At 63.7% G+C, this 15,730-nt stretch carries 22 protein-coding genes; 16 read left to right on the top strand and 6 right to left on the bottom strand.

Features of this window, described 5'->3' with window-relative positions; genetic code table 11:
* Positions 1 to 56: 56 nt before the first annotated feature.
* Positions 57 to 506 (bottom strand): Fur family transcriptional regulator, encoded by a 450-nt coding sequence (locus I6E74_RS02370; RefSeq protein ID WP_197122666.1) that lies wholly within the window; start codon positions 504 to 506, stop codon positions 57 to 59.
* 124 nt (positions 507 to 630) lie between these two features.
* Between I6E74_RS02370 and I6E74_RS02365 the strand changes: the two genes are divergently transcribed.
* Positions 631 to 876 carry a type II toxin-antitoxin system ParD family antitoxin gene (locus I6E74_RS02365; protein ID WP_231604453.1) on the top strand — a complete coding sequence of 82 codons (246 nt, stop codon included), beginning with the start codon at positions 631 to 633 and terminating at the stop codon, positions 874 to 876.
* Positions 873 to 1,193, top strand: coding sequence for a type II toxin-antitoxin system RelE/ParE family toxin (locus I6E74_RS02360; protein WP_197122664.1), 321 nt, complete (start codon positions 873 to 875; stop codon positions 1,191 to 1,193). Before I6E74_RS02365 ends, I6E74_RS02360 begins: the two co-directional genes overlap by 4 nt.
* A 50-nt stretch (positions 1,194 to 1,243) precedes the next feature.
* Here I6E74_RS02360 and I6E74_RS02355 read toward each other — a convergent pair whose 3' ends face one another.
* Positions 1,244 to 1,711, bottom strand: coding sequence for a DUF1643 domain-containing protein (locus I6E74_RS02355; RefSeq protein WP_197122662.1), 468 nt, complete (start codon positions 1,709 to 1,711; stop codon positions 1,244 to 1,246).
* A gap of 140 nt (positions 1,712 to 1,851) precedes the next feature.
* On the opposite strand from I6E74_RS02355, the gene I6E74_RS02350 reads away from it, so the two are divergent.
* The 10 genes from I6E74_RS02350 to I6E74_RS02305 all read left to right on the top strand — a co-directional run bounded on the left by I6E74_RS02350 (position 1,852) and on the right by I6E74_RS02305 (position 7,969).
* On the top strand, positions 1,852 to 2,523 hold the full coding sequence (locus I6E74_RS02350; RefSeq protein ID WP_197122660.1) for a FadR/GntR family transcriptional regulator: 672 nt from the start codon (positions 1,852 to 1,854) through the stop codon (positions 2,521 to 2,523).
* Positions 2,520 to 3,410 (top strand): ABC transporter ATP-binding protein, encoded by an 891-nt coding sequence (locus I6E74_RS02345; protein ID WP_231604452.1) that lies wholly within the window; start codon positions 2,520 to 2,522, stop codon positions 3,408 to 3,410. Before I6E74_RS02350 ends, I6E74_RS02345 begins: the two co-directional genes overlap by 4 nt.
* Positions 3,411 to 3,458: 48 nt before the next feature.
* The gene (locus I6E74_RS02340; RefSeq protein WP_197122658.1) at positions 3,459 to 4,040 is read left to right on the top strand and encodes a hypothetical protein; all 582 of its coding nucleotides are present in this window, start codon (positions 3,459 to 3,461) and stop codon (positions 4,038 to 4,040) included.
* A 66-nt stretch (positions 4,041 to 4,106) separates the two neighbouring features.
* Positions 4,107 to 4,343, top strand: a complete 237-nt coding sequence (locus tag I6E74_RS02335) for a hypothetical protein (RefSeq protein WP_197122656.1) — start codon at positions 4,107 to 4,109, stop codon at positions 4,341 to 4,343.
* Positions 4,344 to 4,359: 16 nt separating this feature from the next.
* Positions 4,360 to 4,761 carry a hypothetical protein gene (locus tag I6E74_RS02330; protein ID WP_197122655.1) on the top strand — a complete coding sequence of 134 codons (402 nt, stop codon included), beginning with the start codon at positions 4,360 to 4,362 and terminating at the stop codon, positions 4,759 to 4,761.
* A gap of 113 nt (positions 4,762 to 4,874) precedes the next feature.
* Positions 4,875 to 5,846, top strand: a complete 972-nt coding sequence (locus I6E74_RS02325) for an SPFH domain-containing protein (RefSeq protein ID WP_197122654.1) — start codon at positions 4,875 to 4,877, stop codon at positions 5,844 to 5,846.
* Between the two features lie 2 nt (positions 5,847 to 5,848).
* A complete protein-coding gene (locus I6E74_RS02320; protein WP_197122653.1) occupies positions 5,849 to 6,739 on the top strand; it encodes an NAD(+)/NADH kinase in 891 nt (296 codons plus the stop codon).
* 63 nt (positions 6,740 to 6,802) lie between these two features.
* Entirely contained in the window at positions 6,803 to 7,198 is a 396-nt protein-coding gene (locus tag I6E74_RS02315) for a hypothetical protein (RefSeq protein WP_231604451.1), read from the top strand.
* Positions 7,199 to 7,304: 106 nt separating this feature from the next.
* Positions 7,305 to 7,550 carry a toxin-antitoxin system gene (locus I6E74_RS02310; RefSeq protein WP_197122652.1) on the top strand — a complete coding sequence of 82 codons (246 nt, stop codon included), beginning with the start codon at positions 7,305 to 7,307 and terminating at the stop codon, positions 7,548 to 7,550.
* The gene (locus tag I6E74_RS02305; protein ID WP_197122651.1) at positions 7,547 to 7,969 is read left to right on the top strand and encodes a type II toxin-antitoxin system VapC family toxin; all 423 of its coding nucleotides are present in this window, start codon (positions 7,547 to 7,549) and stop codon (positions 7,967 to 7,969) included. The genes I6E74_RS02310 and I6E74_RS02305 overlap by 4 nt, the downstream gene beginning before the upstream one ends.
* Before the next feature lie 34 nt (positions 7,970 to 8,003).
* Here I6E74_RS02305 and I6E74_RS02300 read toward each other — a convergent pair whose 3' ends face one another.
* Positions 8,004 to 8,231, bottom strand: a complete 228-nt coding sequence (locus tag I6E74_RS02300; RefSeq protein WP_197122650.1) for a hypothetical protein — start codon at positions 8,229 to 8,231, stop codon at positions 8,004 to 8,006.
* Between the two features lie 97 nt (positions 8,232 to 8,328).
* Here I6E74_RS02300 and I6E74_RS02295 point away from each other — a divergent pair, with 97 nt between their 5' ends.
* From I6E74_RS02295 to I6E74_RS02285, 3 genes are all read left to right on the top strand, one after another.
* Positions 8,329 to 8,472 carry a hypothetical protein gene (locus I6E74_RS02295; protein ID WP_197122649.1) on the top strand — a complete coding sequence of 48 codons (144 nt, stop codon included), beginning with the start codon at positions 8,329 to 8,331 and terminating at the stop codon, positions 8,470 to 8,472.
* Positions 8,473 to 8,775: 303 nt separating this feature from the next.
* Positions 8,776 to 11,028 carry a phosphoribosylformylglycinamidine synthase subunit PurL gene (gene purL / locus I6E74_RS02290; protein WP_197123608.1) on the top strand — a complete coding sequence of 751 codons (2,253 nt, stop codon included), beginning with the start codon at positions 8,776 to 8,778 and terminating at the stop codon, positions 11,026 to 11,028.
* Position 11,029: 1 nt separating this feature from the next.
* Positions 11,030 to 11,866 carry a redoxin domain-containing protein gene (locus tag I6E74_RS02285; protein WP_197122647.1) on the top strand — a complete coding sequence of 279 codons (837 nt, stop codon included), beginning with the start codon at positions 11,030 to 11,032 and terminating at the stop codon, positions 11,864 to 11,866.
* Positions 11,867 to 11,878: 12 nt separating this feature from the next.
* Here the strand turns inward: I6E74_RS02285 and I6E74_RS02280 are convergent, their stop codons facing one another.
* The gene (locus I6E74_RS02280; RefSeq protein ID WP_197122645.1) at positions 11,879 to 12,223 is read right to left on the bottom strand and encodes a chorismate mutase; all 345 of its coding nucleotides are present in this window, start codon (positions 12,221 to 12,223) and stop codon (positions 11,879 to 11,881) included.
* A gap of 82 nt (positions 12,224 to 12,305) precedes the next feature.
* On the opposite strand from I6E74_RS02280, the gene pgm reads away from it, so the two are divergent.
* Positions 12,306 to 13,940, top strand: a complete 1,635-nt coding sequence (gene pgm / locus I6E74_RS02275) for a phosphoglucomutase (alpha-D-glucose-1,6-bisphosphate-dependent) (protein WP_197122642.1) — start codon at positions 12,306 to 12,308, stop codon at positions 13,938 to 13,940.
* Here the strand turns inward: pgm and I6E74_RS02270 are convergent.
* Both I6E74_RS02270 and I6E74_RS02265 read right to left on the bottom strand, forming a co-directional pair.
* Positions 13,930 to 14,889: a DMT family transporter gene (locus tag I6E74_RS02270; RefSeq protein WP_197122640.1), complete on the bottom strand. Its 960-nt coding sequence runs from the start codon at positions 14,887 to 14,889 to the stop codon at positions 13,930 to 13,932. The genes pgm and I6E74_RS02270 overlap by 11 nt on opposite strands.
* Positions 14,886 to 15,548 (bottom strand): GNAT family N-acetyltransferase, encoded by a 663-nt coding sequence (locus I6E74_RS02265; RefSeq protein WP_197122638.1) that lies wholly within the window; start codon positions 15,546 to 15,548, stop codon positions 14,886 to 14,888. Before I6E74_RS02265 ends, I6E74_RS02270 begins: the two co-directional genes overlap by 4 nt.
* Positions 15,549 to 15,730: the final 182 nt, after the last annotated feature.

Raw genomic sequence — 15,730 nt, 5'->3', positions numbered from 1 at the left:
TGATTAGTGGCGAATTGAAGATGGGGCGACAGCGTAGACGGCTCTGTCTGTGTTGTTCAGTCTGCGCTCTTTTGGGTGAGAGCGTTCTGGCAATCGGGGCAAACGCCCCAGAAGTTCACTTCGGCGGTGTGCACGGTGAACCCGCCGGCATCGGATGGTGTGAGGCACGGCGCGTAACCAACAACACAGTCCACGTCGCGCACAGCACTGCATTCGGTGCACACGATGTGGTGATGGTTGTCGCCAATGCGGCGTTCATAGAGAGCGGATGACCCTGCCGGTTCGATCTTGCGCAGCAAGCCCGCCGCAGTGAGCGCCGCCAGCACTCCGTACACGGCTTGGAGGGAGGTACCGGGCACACTCGGCAGTACAGCCCCGAAGATCGTGTCGGCATCGGAGTGCGGGATGTCGGTGAGGGCGGTCAGCACAGCGACGCGGGGCTCGGTCACTTTGAGACCGGCCTCTCGCAGAGTGTCGGCGAGCGCCGCATCCGTCACTGTTTCCATGGGTACGACGGTATCAGTTGTTTTGAATAACTCAAGACAACTTGCGGTGAATTCGTAGCTCTCGTCGCGACCGAAGACCCCAAGAATCGATGACAAACTTTGCCATCGTGCGTACAGTGAAGGAATGGCAACGATGAATGTGTCCCTCCCTGACGCTTTGAAGCAGTTCGTTGAAGAACAGGTAAGTGAGCACGGGTACGGCACGAGTAGCGAGTTCGTGCGCAACTTGATCCGGCATGAGCATGCTCGCACGCAACTGCGTGCACTCGTCGTGGAGGGGATGACGTCGGGGCCAGGATCCGAACTCGATGATGCGTACTTCCACCAGCTTCGTGAGCGAATCAACAACCACGGCGTCGACACCCTGTGACGTCCCGCCGCGTCGTCACGACCAGACGCGCCAATGAGGATATCGACTCTGCCGTGGAGCACTATCTGGCAGAGGGCGCCGCTGACGCCGCAATGGCGTTTGTTGATGCGCTGGAGAAGGCACGCGACCTACTCGGGTCGCAACCGTCGATCGGGTCGCCGCGGTTCGCAGTCGAGCTAGGCATGCCGGAGCTTCGAGGGCTTGCGTTGCAAAAGTTCCCCTACGTCGCGTTCTACACAGATGACTCCGATGCAGTGCGCATCCACCGCATCCTTCATACTCGGCGCGATATCCCCATGGAACTCTCCGATCTATGACGCGACGCGTATGCAGTGGCGGGAGAACAGGCACGAAACGGTCGAAGTTTTCACTCTGACGACCTCCACTCGACCAGCGGCGCATCTTTGCGCACGTAGAGCGGATGCCGCGGGTGACCATCCTTGGTGAGTCCGAGTGTGTGCAACTGCGGCAGAACAGCCATCGCCTGAGCTACACGCTTCGGGGACGCGTTGGCGCCCCATCCCGCGACGACGGTTCCCGTCAGGTTGCCGAGCACGCTGTCATTTTCGGGGCCAACGGGATCAGCCGCCGCGAGCATCACCTTCGGGTCCTTGGTGCGGAACGCATAGAGGTTGAGAATCACCATCCCGCCATATCCGTCGCGTTTGGCAAAGCCAACGCAGCGTCGCAGCGTCGGATCGAGGTGCTCGGCATCGGCAGTGCTCGGATTGAGCAGCACGAACGTGATCGTCGGAAGCGTCGGATCCCAGACGCGAGTCAACGAATAACGGTAGTCGCCACGGATATCTGCAGTCGCAGAGACAAACTCGGTCATCGGGTCTCCTTCGGCCAATTCATCCTGTCACACCGCACTCTCCGGCCAGGCGCACTCACCGTCCGAGCCAACGCTGCGAACCCAACTTGTCTGAGGTGTAGAGTTTTGAGGCAGACAAAAACAGCGATCGGAGCACCTGCATGGCATCAGCAGTGCAACACGGTCGGCTTGCAGCGCAGGCAGCCGAAGTGCTACTCGGGCGCATCCGTGCTGGCGAATGGGCCCTGGGGCACAAGCTGCCGGGCGAGACAACGCTGGCCCTCGAGATCGGGGTCGGTCGCTCCACGCTGCGGGAGGCCATCCGTGAACTTGCCGGCAAAGGCGTGCTCGAAAGCCGTCAAGGCTCCGGCGTCTTTGTGATCTCGACCGACATCGCCGAGGACTGGGATGTCGTGCTGCGCCGAGTCTCCGTCGCATCCGTCCTCGAAGCTCGGGTTGCCATCGAGGCCGAAGCTGCCGCCCTCGCGGCACATCGACGCACTCCCTCAGACTTGCGTGCGATGCGCCGAGCACTCGCTCGTCGCTCGGGCTCGCACCACACGGCCGAAGAGTTTGCGGGCGTCGACATGGCGCTTCACCGGGAAGTCGTCGCGGCATCCCACAATGAAGTGCTGCTCGAACTGTTCGACGGCTTCGTGCCGCGAGTGCGGGAAGCGATGATCGAGATGCTGAAGCTGCGGCCCATCCACGACTACGAAGCAGACCAAGCCGCCCACAGCGCGCTGGTCGAAGCGATCGCTAAACGCAACCCGGCCGCCGCGGCCGAGCGCAGCCGGGCGCACCTCACCGGCGCGCATCGAGCCCTCTCATGAACAACAGCACCCTGATCAGCGAAAGCACCCTCGTGAACGAAAGCACCCCCGTGAGTCCCAACGACTCCGCGAGCGGCAACCCCATCGTCGTCGAGCTGCGCGGCGTCACGTTCCGCCGCGGCGAGCGCACCATCCTCCGCGAGGTCGACCTCACCGTGCGCGCGGGCGAGCACTGGGCACTCCTCGGGCCCAACGGCGCCGGCAAGAGCACCATTCTCGGCTTCGTCGGCGCCTCAGCGCACCCCACCTCCGGAACCGTGGACATCCTCGGGCAACGCCTCGGGCGGGTCGAACTGCAGGCGCTGCGTCGCTCGATCGGGCACGTCAACCCGCGTCATCCGCTTCACGCTCCCCTCACGATTCGGGATGTCGTGCTCACCGGCCTCACCGGGTCTCTCGAGATTCCCGCGCGCTGGGATCCCACCGCGCAGCAGGCAAACCGCGCGACAGAGCTCATCGAACAGATGGGCCTGGCCGGCAAGGAAGCCCACCGTTGGCCGACCCTGTCGCAAGGAGAACGCGGCCGAGCCCTCATCGCGCGCGCACTGATCGCCGAACCTGACCTGCTGCTCCTCGACGAACCCAGCACTGGGTTGGATGTCGCGGCGCGTGAGCAACTCCTCGAAACCGTCGATGGGCTCACCGCCAATTTTCCGCGACTGGCCTCGATTCTGGTGACGCATCACCTCGAAGAACTGCCCTCCACGACATCCCATGCCGCCTTGATTGCAGACGGCCGGATCTCACAGGCCGGGCCAGCCGAACAGGTGCTGACCACCGAAAACGTCACGACCGCGTTCGCGCATCCGATTCGCGTCGGCCAACACGACGGGCGCTGGTTCGCGCTGCCAGGCCGTAAGCGCTCGATCGATCTCGCCGCGGTCTAATCCGGCGATCATCTAGTCAGAATCACCGTCACGACGTAAGGTGAGCAAATGCCACGTCTACGCAGTGTCTTCGGCTTGTCGGTCATCGCCGTGCTTGTGGCGGGATGCGCAGCGGTAGCGAATGACAGCGTTGCCGCTCCGGAACCATCGCTATCCACCTCCCCGTCTCCCGCCGCCACGAAGGTGGATGCTGCCGCCGTCGCGAAGGCAGACTCGTGGCTAGATGGCGCGGTCCTGCCGCCCGACGCGGTCCCCTCCGAAAGCGCCCCGGCAACCACACCGCCGTTCGCCTACTCGTACTATGCGTGGCCGTGCTCGCCCATGGAGACGCGGACGGGATACTGGATAATCACGGGGGCCGACGTTGTCGATACCGCGAACTGGCTCAAGGAGCATCCGACCGCTGGGCTGATCGACCCCGGGGCGCTAGCGCTATCCGGCGGGCCGGAAATAGACAGCGCGACCCTCGGCAACGTTCCGGAACAAGACTCCCTCGAAGGCATCGCCTACACCGTGAACCGCACCGCAGACGGCGTCGCCGTGCGCGCGGAAATCGGAGTCTTCACGGAAGATACCGTCTACCCAGAACCTCCCGACGGTGGGCGCTGGGGCGGGCCTGGCCAGGGCTAACTGCTCGAACTGCGCACGCAGCACTCGACCGTCATCTACTTTCATCCACTCGCGGAGGACCCAACTATGCGAAACCGAATCTGGGCCGTGACAAGCGGCCTGTTGGGCGCGGCCATTCTTGTGGTGCTGTTTTTCTACGGCATCCAGTACGGCACCTGGATTGATGAAGCGGGGCCACTTAATGCGGCGCCTCCCTCATTCCTACTCCCCTTCATCGTTGGGGGCATTGCCGGAGTCATCATGATCGGGGGCTTCGTCGTCAGCTTGGCTGGGCTCAACAACGAGTCGCGCTCCGCTGAGTGACGCTTATGGTTTCCCCATGAAGACGCGAAAGCTACTGCCGGTCGCTGGCGTGATCATTGCGGTCATCGCCGTGGCGACCCTTTCGGGGCGTTGGCTCGACACCGCCATCTGGGGCGCCGACGGCGCTCGCGTCATCGACACGACGAAGCAGCTCATCCGCGCTGCAGCCTCGGGTGATCAAGATGCGCTCGCTTGCGAAGACTTTGCAGGGGATTTTGGCGACCCGAAAGCCTGGAACGGATTGAGTGCCGGAGAGCCCGAAAAGTTCGATGCGGCCACGTCCCTCGACCGACCGTCGCTCGACGCCTCGTGGAGCATCAACCTCGAAGGATCGAGCGAGACTAGCGACGTCAGCCCAAGTTTTGTCTTCTACCGCGAGGTCGAAGACGGTCTGTGCGTAGCGGACGTCAGATGGTGAACGACGGGCCTGAGCCACTTGAAGAGGAGTGGGGCACCGCCCTTGAGCCCGAAAGCGGAGATTCCCCTAAGGTATGAGACGGACGATCACTCAACTTATGGCAGGGGACTCATATGGCCTACATCCGTCAGTACGGCTTCTTCCGACACCTCCGCAGCACGCCAACGGCACATATCGTTCACCTCAAGAAGGGCGCAGTGGCCCACGAAGGCGTAGGCACTGCCTTCTACTTTCGCGCGTTGACCGCCGCCATTAGCGAGGTTCCGACCGCTGAGAGCGAGCTGCCGCTCGTGTTCCATGCGCGCACCGTTGACTTTCAGGATGTCGCCGTCGGCGCCACCATCACCTATCGGTATGCCGACCCCAGCCTTGCTGCGCGCAGCATCGACTTCGCCATCGACACCGAGACCGGACAGTGGATCTCCGATCCGCTCGCGCAGGTGTCCTCCCGCATCACTGAGCTTGCTCAGCAGTACGCGTTGGAGAGCATCGCCACGATGAAACTCCTCGACCTGTTGGCGGCCGGGTTGCCGACGGTGCGCCAAGCGATGACTGATGGGCTTGCCTCAGATCAGCGTCTCGCCAAGACATCCATTCTCGTCATCGGCGTTCGCGTGGTGAGCATCAAACCGCAAGCTGAACTCGCTTCGGCTCTCGAAACTCCAGTACGCGAACAAGTGCAGCAGAATGCCGACAAAGCGACTTTCGAGCGCCGCGCCGTCGCCGTCGAGCGCGAGCGTGCGATCGCCGAGAACGAGCTGCAGAGCAAGATCGAGCTGGCCAAGCGCGAGGAGCTGCTCGTCGGCCAAGAGGGTGCCAACGCGCTCAAGCGTGCGAAAGAGGCGGCTGCCTCCGAGAAAGTGAGATCGGAGAGCGCTGCGGAAAACGTCCGAGTCATGGGCGCCGCCACAGCTGACGCAGAGAAGGCGCGGCTTGCAGCATTTGAGGGGATCGAATCCGAGGTACTGCTTGCACTCGCCGCGAATTCGCTCGCAGAAAACCTCCCCGAGATCGGCACCCTGAACCTGTCCCCTGACGTTCTGAGCCAAGCGTTGAGTCGCATCGCAGGCACGCAGAAGAGCTAGCGATGGCGCTCGCGCCTCGGGTCGTGCTCGTTCATCGACGCACGGAATTCACCGAACTACTTCAGCGGCATTCCACGGTCGGGCAAGCCGAATTCTTTCTTGCCTCCCGCGGTCGCAGCATCGAGGAGGTCCGCGAGCGGCACGAAGTGCTCGCTTCCGCACTGGCCTCGGTCTCGAACGCGCTGCCGGCCGAGCTGCGGCAAGCGAGAGTCGAACGCGCTGATCTCGACCGTTACCCGTTTTCGCCGGAAGACATCGTGGTGATCATCGGGCAGGATGGGCTCGTCGCGAACGTCGCCAAATACCTCACCGGGCAACCAGTGATCGGCATCGACCCCGAACCGGCACGCAACTCGGGCGCGCTCTCAAGGTTCGCCCCCTCGGATGCCGTGGAACTCATCCAAGCGACAATCCATCGCCGTCTGCAGTTCAGTCAGCGCACCATGGTCGAAGGCGTGCTCGACGACGGGCAGCGGCTCGTGGCGCTCAACGAGTTGTACTTTGGCAACCGCGGCCACCAGTCGGCGCGCTATGCGATCACCCTCCCCAACGGTGCACGCGAGGAGCAATCCTCCTCCGGCATCATCATCGCCACCGGCACAGGAAGTACCGGATGGTCAACCTCCATCGCCTCGGACCGCGACTTGACTGCAGAGCTTCCGTCGGCGGCCTCTGACCACCTGCGTTGGTACATCCGCGAAGCGTGGCCATCGCCATCCACCGGCCGTTACCTCACCGACGGGACTCTCACCAGCAACGAGCACCTCGAAGTCGTCGTCCAGTCAGACTCCCTCGTGCTGTTCGGAGACGGCATCGAAGCAGACCATCTCTCCATCGGGTGGGGTCAGAAGCTCACCATCGGTAGGAGCAGCCGCACTCTCACCCTCGCGTAGCCGGTGCCTTCGATCTCCGTGATCTCCGTGTTTTCCGCAGTGAGCAGCCGATAATATTGCACGATGATAGGACCTGAGGGCGCGTGGGGAGCGGTGCTCGAAACGATGTCCTGGGTCGGACTCGTCCCCGGCGTCCCGCTGCTCATCTTCGGGTGGTTTCTCACTCTGCGGGCATGCAAGTGGATCGCGACCACTGCCGAAGTATTCGAAGCCGGCGGCTTCCAGGGCTTTCGCTGGTCCGATGGCGACGGCAGGCAGTACTCCATCCTTCACGAGCCGTCAGAAGTTCCCATCATGGATGTCGGCGCTCAAGTCGCTCTGTATTACGACCAGTGCCATCGCTCGCGATGGAGTCTCACGCGGCCCCGCCGCACGAACGCCGCCATCCTCATCGGCTCAATCCTCACCGCAATCGGCCTCCTGAGCATCGTTGCGGGATTTGCGCTGATGGGCTTCTGAGCCAGAGATCTAGCCGCCCCCTCAGCGTCGAGTCGGTGAGCTCACGCGCTGGCCGTTCGAATGCTATCAATGCTAGCATTGTAACTATCTAACGAGAGGGGCACTGATGGCTACCCTAATGATTCGCGATCTGGACGACGACGTGAAGGCCCGCCTACGCGTCCAAGCTGCCGAGAACGGCCGCTCCATGGAGGCCGAAGCTCGAGCGCTTCTCGCAGTCGGAGTAAATGGGCGGCGACCTTCGCGTGGCCTCGGCTCATTCATCCGGGATCAATTCGCTGAGATCGGCGGGGTCGATTTGGAAACCCCGGTGCGGGATGAGCCCGCGCGCGCGGCGGACTTCAGCGCGTGATCGTTCTCGACACGAATGTCATCTCCGAATTGGTGAAACCAGCGCCAAGCCAGCAGGTCATCGAGTGGATTGATGCCCAAGATTCGGCAGGCTTAGTCATTACAGCGCTGACTGCAGCCGAGGTGCGAGCGGGCGTTGCGCTCCTACCCGATGGCCGCAGAAAGCAAGATGTTGGCGTGCGGATGGAGTCGCTACTCACCGAGACGTTCGCTGGCTTCGTTCTTGCCTTCGACATCGACTCTTCGGACCACTATGCGGACATCGTCGCCAGCCGAAGCCGTGCGGGCCGACCGATCAGCACCTTCGACGCACAAATCGCCGCCGTCTGCCGCCAGCACGATGCCGTCTTGGCAACCCGCAACACCGCAGACTTCACCGACACCGGCGTCTCTCTGCTCAACCCTTGGAAGAGGCACTGATCGCACGTGACGCGCGGGGAAAGCCAGGAAACCGCTACTTTCCGTCGACCACAGCGTTGCGGCGACGCTTGCGTGCAGTCACGTCGCGCAGACCGACCGTTAGCAGCGTGACTGCGAGGGCTGTTGCAATGAAGGCCGTCGCGAACTCCCACCATTCTGCGGCACCAGCGAGCAACCAAATCGCGAGAATTCCCACTGGGACGCTGAACACTACTTTGAGCCAAGCGTAAACCTGTGAGTAGCTCTCATTTCTATTGGTCATGCGCCAACTATAAGCACTGCCGCCGTAGAGATCTAGCCCGCGCTCCCGAGGGCCGCTCACTGCATCCGCGGAAACCGCAAATCACCTCTTCGTCCGGGTGATCGACCACGGTAGCGGTCGTCGGGAAGCCGAGACCACCGGCGAAGACCCACTGGCCCTCAGCCTGCAGCCGTTCGTTGAAAACGTCGATGGCGGCCATCTCGGATGGGGTGGCCAGGCTGGCCGAATCATGGATCACTGACAACAAATAGTGCATTTCGAAGCCGCTCCCTAGTCAACGGGGCGCCCTTCTGGGCTGCCTCTCATCTCTACTACGAACAACTCTGCCCCGATCCGACCCCCAGCGCCAGATAACTTCACCATCGCGCAGAGCGCTCATCGGATTAGGGGCCTGGCCTGCTGGGGCTCGTCGAGCCCTCGCCTAGGTAGACTGGAGGCGGCCGGCGTGAGCACCCCGGCATCCACAATCTTCTGGGAGAAGCCCCTCGTGACTGACGTCTCAACCAATTCCCGCCAGCATGTTGCCGACACGGTATCGAACGCGATGGCTACGCCCGAGAAAGAGCAGCCCTACGGCGCCCTCGGCCTCAAGCCAGACGAGTACGCGAAGATCCGTGAAATTCTGGGCCGCCGCCCCACGAGCGGCGAGCTTGCCATGTACTCCGTCATGTGGAGTGAGCACTGCTCCTACAAGTCCTCGAAGAACTACCTTCGCCAGTTCGGCAAGAAGGTCAGCGAGAACATGACCAAGAACCTCATGGTCGGCATGGGCGAAAACGCCGGCGTCATTGACGTTGGCGAAGGTTGGGCTGTGACCTTCAAGATCGAAAGCCACAACCACCCCAGCTACATCGAACCCTTCCAGGGTGCTGCAACCGGCGTCGGCGGCATCGTTCGCGACATCATCTCGATGGGTGCTCGCCCCGTTGCTGTGATGGATGCGCTCCGCTTCGGCGCCATCGACAATCCAGACACCGCTCGCGTCGCCAAGGGCGTCGTCTCAGGCATCAGCTTTTACGGCAACTGCCTCGGCCTGCCCAACATCGGCGGCGAAACGTACTTCGACTCCGTCTACCAAGCGAACCCGCTCGTCAACGCACTAGCCGTGGGAGTGCTGCGCCACGAAGACCTGCACCTGGCCAACGCTCGCGGCGTGGGCAACAAGGTTGTGCTGTTCGGTGCCCGCACCGGTGGCGATGGCATCGGCGGAGCATCCATCCTCGCTTCGGATTCCTTCTCCGAAGGCGGGCCCACCAAGCGTCCCGCCGTTCAGGTCGGCGACCCCTTCGCCGAGAAGGTGCTGATTGAGTGCTGCCTCGAACTCTTCCAGGGCGACCTCGTGGAGGGCATCCAAGACCTCGGTGCTGCCGGCATCAGCTGCGCGACGAGCGAGCTCGCCTCCAACGGTGACGGTGGAATGTTCATCGAACTCGAGAAGGTTCTGCTGCGCGACCCCACGCTCACGGCAGAAGAAATTCTGATGTCCGAGAGCCAAGAACGCATGATGGCGATCGTGAAGCCCGAGAAGCTCGAAGGCTTCCTCAAGGTTGTTGAGAAGTGGGATGTCGAAACCAGCGTGCTCGGTGAAGTCACCGACACCGGCCGCCTCATCATCAACTGGCACGACGAAGAGATCGTGAACGTCGAGCCGCGCACCGTCGCCATCGATGGCCCCGTCTACGACCGCCCCGTCGCGTACCCGAAGTGGATCGACAAGCTTCAGGCCGACAGCGCCTCCGGCCTCGCTCGCCCCAAGGACGGCACCGAACTGCGCGACCAGATGCTGCAGCTACTCGCGAGCCCCAACCTCGCCGACAAGAGCTGGATCACCGACCAATACGACCGCTACGTTCTCGGCAACACCGCCCTAAGCTTCCCGGATGACGCCGGCATGGTGCGCATCGACGAAGAGAGCGGTCTCGGCTTCTCTGTCGCGACCGACGCCAACGGTCGCTTCTGCCAGCTCGACCCTTACGCCGGAGCCCAGCTTGCTCTTGCGGAAGCGTTCCGCAACGTGGCCGCCACCGGCGCCAACCCCGTCGCCGTCAGTGACTGCCTCAACTTCGGCAGCCCCGAGAACCCCGAAGTGATGTGGCAGTTCAGCAAGGCCGTTGAAGGTCTCGCGGATGCCTGCCTCGAGATGGAAATCCCCGTCACCGGCGGGAACGTCTCGTTCTACAACCAGACCGGCGATGTGCCCATCCACCCGACCCCCGTGGTCGCGGTGCTCGGCCTGATCCGTGACGTTGCTGAGCGCATCCCGAGCGGCTGGCAAGACGAAGGCAACAACATCTACCTGCTTGGCACCACCGCGCTTGAGCTAGACGGCTCGGCCTGGGCCGGCACAATTCACGACCACCTCGGTGGCCTGCCGCCCAAGGTTGACCTCGCTGCCGAGCGTCGCCTCGCTGACCTCATCAAGGCCGGCAACGAGCAGAACATCATCGCCAGCGCGCACGACCTCGCCGACGGTGGGCTCGCTCAGACTCTCGCCGAATCCGTCATGCGCTTTGGCGTTGGCGCACGCGTCTGGTTGGGCGAACTGCTCGAGCGTGACGACATCGATGCCGCAACCGCCCTCTTCAGCGAATCAACCGGCCGCATGGTCGTCTCGATCCCGCGCGAAGACGACGTGAAATTCCGCGGACTCTGCGAAGGCCGCGGCTACCCTGCCGTGCGCATCGGAGTCACGGATGCCGCCTCCCCCGCCCTCGAAATCCAGGACCAGTTCACCCTGACCCTCGAAGAGCTGCTCACCGCACACCGCGGAACGCTCGCGGAGGCTTTCGGCGCCTAACGTGCAACTGATCAAGAGGGTCTACGGCGAGGTCACGGCCGCGCTCGCCCTCGGGGTGATCGCACTCGTCGTCGTGCGCGCCATCGCGGAATCACAACCGTGGTGGCTCGCCGCTGCCCTGCCGTGGGCTGCGTATGCGCTCTATTTGGCGCTGCTGATGCCCGGCCTTGTTGTTGCTCAGCGCCGGCATCCGTGGGTTCAACTCTCGGTGGCGGTCGTCGGCGTTCTCGCGTCGTTCGCGGCCGGGCCGTTCGCGGTGCTCGTTGCCGTTCTCGGCCTGGCCGTGATTCTCGGATACAACTACTGGTACTCGGTGCAGCACGTCTCGACCAAGCCTGTGCGCGTCGACGAGCCCCTGCCGCTGTTTCCGCTCACCACCGTGGATGGCGCTGCCGTCGACAGCAGCGTCTTCACCCAGCAACCGCACGTGCTCATGTTCATTCGCGGCAACTGGTGCCCGTTCTGCATGGCTCAGGTAGCCCAGATCGCCGACCAGTATCGCGAGCTCGATCGCCGCGGAGTCGCCGTCGCGATCATCAGCCCCCAAAAGCCCGCCGACACCGTCGAGCTCTCGCACCGCTTCGACATCCCCGTCAGCTTCTACATCGATACGGATGCCGCCGCCGCCGCAGCCCTCGACCTCGTGCAACCCGGCGGAACGCCCGTCATCTTCAGCGCGGGAGGACCCGCGGATGGCGATACCGTCGTGCCAACCGTGATCATCACCGACGCGACCGGCACAGTGCTCTGGGCCGAGCAGACCGACAACCACCGGGTGCGGCCCGAGCCGACAACGTTCCTCGACGTGCTCGATCAGCACGGCATCCGCGCGCGCTAGCCTGCTGCGTGCCTACTTGGCGGAATCGGGCTCGCTGCCCGACGCGATCTGCTCGTGGTGGTGAATGACCTCGGCGACGACGAAGTTGAACCACTTCTCGGCGAAGGCCGGGTCGAGGTGCGACTCTTCGGCGAGTGACTTGAGGCGGGCGATCTGGTCGCGCTCACGATTGGGGTCTGACGCGGGCAGGCCTTTGGTGGCTTTGAGATGACCGACTTGCTGCGTGTATTTGAAGCGCTCGGCCAGCAAATGGATGAGCGCCGCGTCGATGTTGTCGATGCTTCGGCGGGCGCCCAGAAGTTGCTCGCGCACTTCGGGGTCGACGTTGTCGTTGTGGGCCTGATCTCCTGCTGCCATACAACGACTTTAGGGGTTCTGAAGGCTGCGTGTTTGCCACATGACGCGCCCACCGCCGAGCGAAGGTGGAAGACTGGTTTTCATGAACGATCGCGCAGGCACGACAGCCCAGGCATCCGACCTCATTGATGCGACCGAGTTGGTGGCGGCGTATTACGCGCTGGTTCCGGATGTTTCGGTGCCCGAGCAGCGGGTGGTGTTCGGCACGAGCGGCCACCGTGGCTCCGCGCTCGACACTGCTTTCAATGAAGTGCACATCGCCGCCATCACGCAGGCGATCGTGGAATATCGTGCCAGCCAGGGCATCACGGGCCCGCTGTTCATCGGGCGCGATACCCATGCGCTCTCGCAGCCCGCCGAGACCACCGCTCTCGACGTGCTCGCCGCTAACGGCGTGCTGGCGCTGAAGGATGAGTTCGACGACTACGTTCCGACGCCCGCGCTGAGCCACGCGATCATCGCCTACAACGCAGCAGGCAACGACGACATGGCCGACGGCATCATCATCACCCCCAGCCACAACCCGCCCCGCGATGGTGGCTTCAAGTACAACCCGCCGCACGGTGGCCCCGCCGATAGCGACGCGACCGGCTGGATCGCAGACCGCGCGAACACGATCATTGCCGACGGCAATACGGCTGTGAAGCACGTGGGCGACGCCGGGGCTGAGAACACGGCAGCGGGCAGCTACGACTTCCGCGGGCGCTACGTTGACGACCTCGAGAACATCATTGACATCGACGCCATTCGCACGGCCGGCATCCGCATCGGCGCGGATCCACTGGGCGGTGCGAGCGTCAACTATTGGAAGTTGATCGCCGAGAAGTACGACCTCAACCTCACGGTCGTGAACCCCGACGTTGACCCGACCTGGGCGTTTATGACGCTCGACTGGGACGGCAAAATTCGCATGGACCCGTCGTCGAAGTCGGCCATGGCCTCTGTGGTCGCCCGCCGTGACGAGTTCGACATTCTCACCGGCAACGACGCTGACGCCGACCGCCACGGCATCGTCACGCCCGACGCCGGCCTTATGAACCCCAACCACTACTTGGCCGTGGCCATCCAGTACCTCTACACGCACCGCGAAGGCTGGAACCCGGATGCCGCCGTCGGCAAGACCCTCGTCTCCAGTTCCATGATCGACCGGGTTGCTGCCGCGATGGGCCGCGACCTGATCGAGGTGCCCGTCGGTTTCAAGTGGTTTGTGCCAGGACTCGTCGATGGCTCGGTCGCCTTCGGCGGCGAAGAGAGCGCGGGCGCAAGCTTCCTGCGCAAAGACGGCTCCGTGTGGACCACCGACAAAGACGGCATCCTGCTGGCCCTGTTGGCCGCCGAGATTCTGGCGGTCACCGGCAAGACGCCATCCGTTCTGTACGCAGAGCTCGTAGAAGAGTTCGGTGACCCGGCCTACGAACGCGTGGATGCCGTGGCCAGCAAGGAGCAGAAGGCCAAGCTGGGCAAGTTGAGTGGGGCTGCAATCACGGCCACCGAATTGGCGGGCGACCCCATCACGGCGAAGCTCTCGGAGGCTCCCGGAAACGGCGCCGCGATCGGCGGCGTGAAAGTGACGACGGAGTTTGCGTGGTTCGCTGCACGCCCCAGCGGCACCGAAGACGTCTACAAGATCTACGCCGAGTCGTTCAAGGGCGCCGAGCACTTGCGGCTCGTGCAGGCCGAAGCAAAGGCGATCGTCGACGCTGCGCTCAACGGCTAGCCTTCCGGGCCCCCAGCGCGGGGAGCTTAAGCCGCCCCTGCGCCAACAGCACGCCCAGAATCACGAGTAGTGCGCCGACGGGCTCGTGCCACGACATGGTCTCTTTGAGGATGACGGTGCCGAGGATCACGCCGATCACGGGCGTGATGTAGGTGACGGTCGAGGTGCGGGTCGGGCCCCATTCGGCGAGCACCCGGTAGTTCCAGACGTAGGCCATGCCGGTGCCGAGTACTCCGAGCGCGAGCAGGCTGGCGACGACCGGGAGGGTGAGGTTGACTGGGCCGGTCGCGATGATCGGGGTGAGCATCAGGTAGATGACGGCGGCGATGCCGATGTTCATGGTCGCGGAAGTGACACCGGGCACCTTGTACGGTGCCACGAATTTGCGCTGATAACTCATCGCGGCGCCGTAGCAGAGCGCTGCGCCGAGGCACGCAAGCTGGCCCAGCAGGCTGCCGCTGATGTCGCCGGCTTGCCACGGGGCGATGATCACGAGCACCCCAAAGATGCCGAGCGTGACGCCCGCAATCTGCGAGCGCGACAGCTTCTCGACTCGAAATACGAGAGTCGCAAAGATCGCCGTCATGATGGGCGTTGTCGCGTTGTAGATGCTCGCGAGGCCCGAACTCACGTATTGCTCCGCCCACGCGAAGAGCAGGTACGGGAACACTGCAAAGAGGAACGCGAGCACCGTGAAGTGCGCCCACACGATGGGCTTGCGCGGCAGCTTGCGGCGGCTAACCGCAAACACCACGACAAGCGCGAGCGCGCCGAGCACCGCCCGACTCCAAGCGACCTGGCCGAAGCTCACGCCATCCAGCGCCACCTTGATGAAGAGAAAGCTCGAGCCCCACACGAGCCCTGCCCCGGCAAAGCGCAACCAGGTTCCGAGCGGGGATGCCGTGTCATGCTTCTCGACCCGGCCTGCGGGGGCAACGGGGGCGCTCACGAGCGCGGCTCCTGCTCGGCAGCATCACGGGAGGTCGCGCTGGGCTTCGAAGCCCCGTCAAGGCGCGCGAGCAGCCCGGCCTTCACGCCCGGCCAGTCGCTCTCGATCACGGAGTACACGGCGGTGTCGCGCCACGAGCCGTCGGCCCGCAGCAGGTGTCGGCGCAGGATGCCCTCGAAGGTGGCGCCGAGCTTGAGGATGGCGGCGCGCGAACGGGCGTTGATGGAGTCCGCTTGGAGGCGCACCCGGTTATAGCCGTTGTCGAAGGCGAAACCCAGCAGCAGAAGTTTCGTTTCAGGGTTCACCGTGGTTCCCCAGACGTTCGGTGCGTAGGCGGTCCATCCGATGTGCGCGTTGGCGTTGGCCTCGTCGAGGTCCCCGAGGGTGCTGACGCCCACGATACGGCCGGCATCGGGGCCAGAGTTCAAGCGGATAGCGAACGGCAGCCGGTCGGCGTAACCGAGGTAGCCAGCGCGCAACCATTCCACGAAGGATGCTTCGTCGGCGGGCAATCCAGCCGGGCCACCACCATAGCCACCGGCAAAGACCGCGGGCACACCGAGGGCAGACCAGAGGTCAGCGAGGTGCTCTTCGGTCAGGGGTTCAACGGAGACGAAGGATCCCTGAAGGATGCGAGGTTGCGGGCGCGTTACGGTCACTCACAAATACTCCCACCCTGCGGAGCCCCCACACCCGCGCTTTTCGGACTTTCACCCACCGATTACGGCCTTTCAGTCCAGCAATCCCCGATTGGCTCCCCCTCGGCACGTCATCCGCTCCATCCGCCAACGCAGAAGCGGCACGCCCCGGATCTCTCCGATGCGTGCCGCTTGCGTGCGAG

Origin of the sequence: Salinibacterium sp. SWN139, from assembly GCF_015864625.1 — a bacterium.
Lineage (GTDB): Bacteria > Actinomycetota > Actinomycetes > Actinomycetales > Microbacteriaceae > Rhodoglobus.
This window is presented reverse-complemented; position numbering and strand designations above follow the sequence as displayed.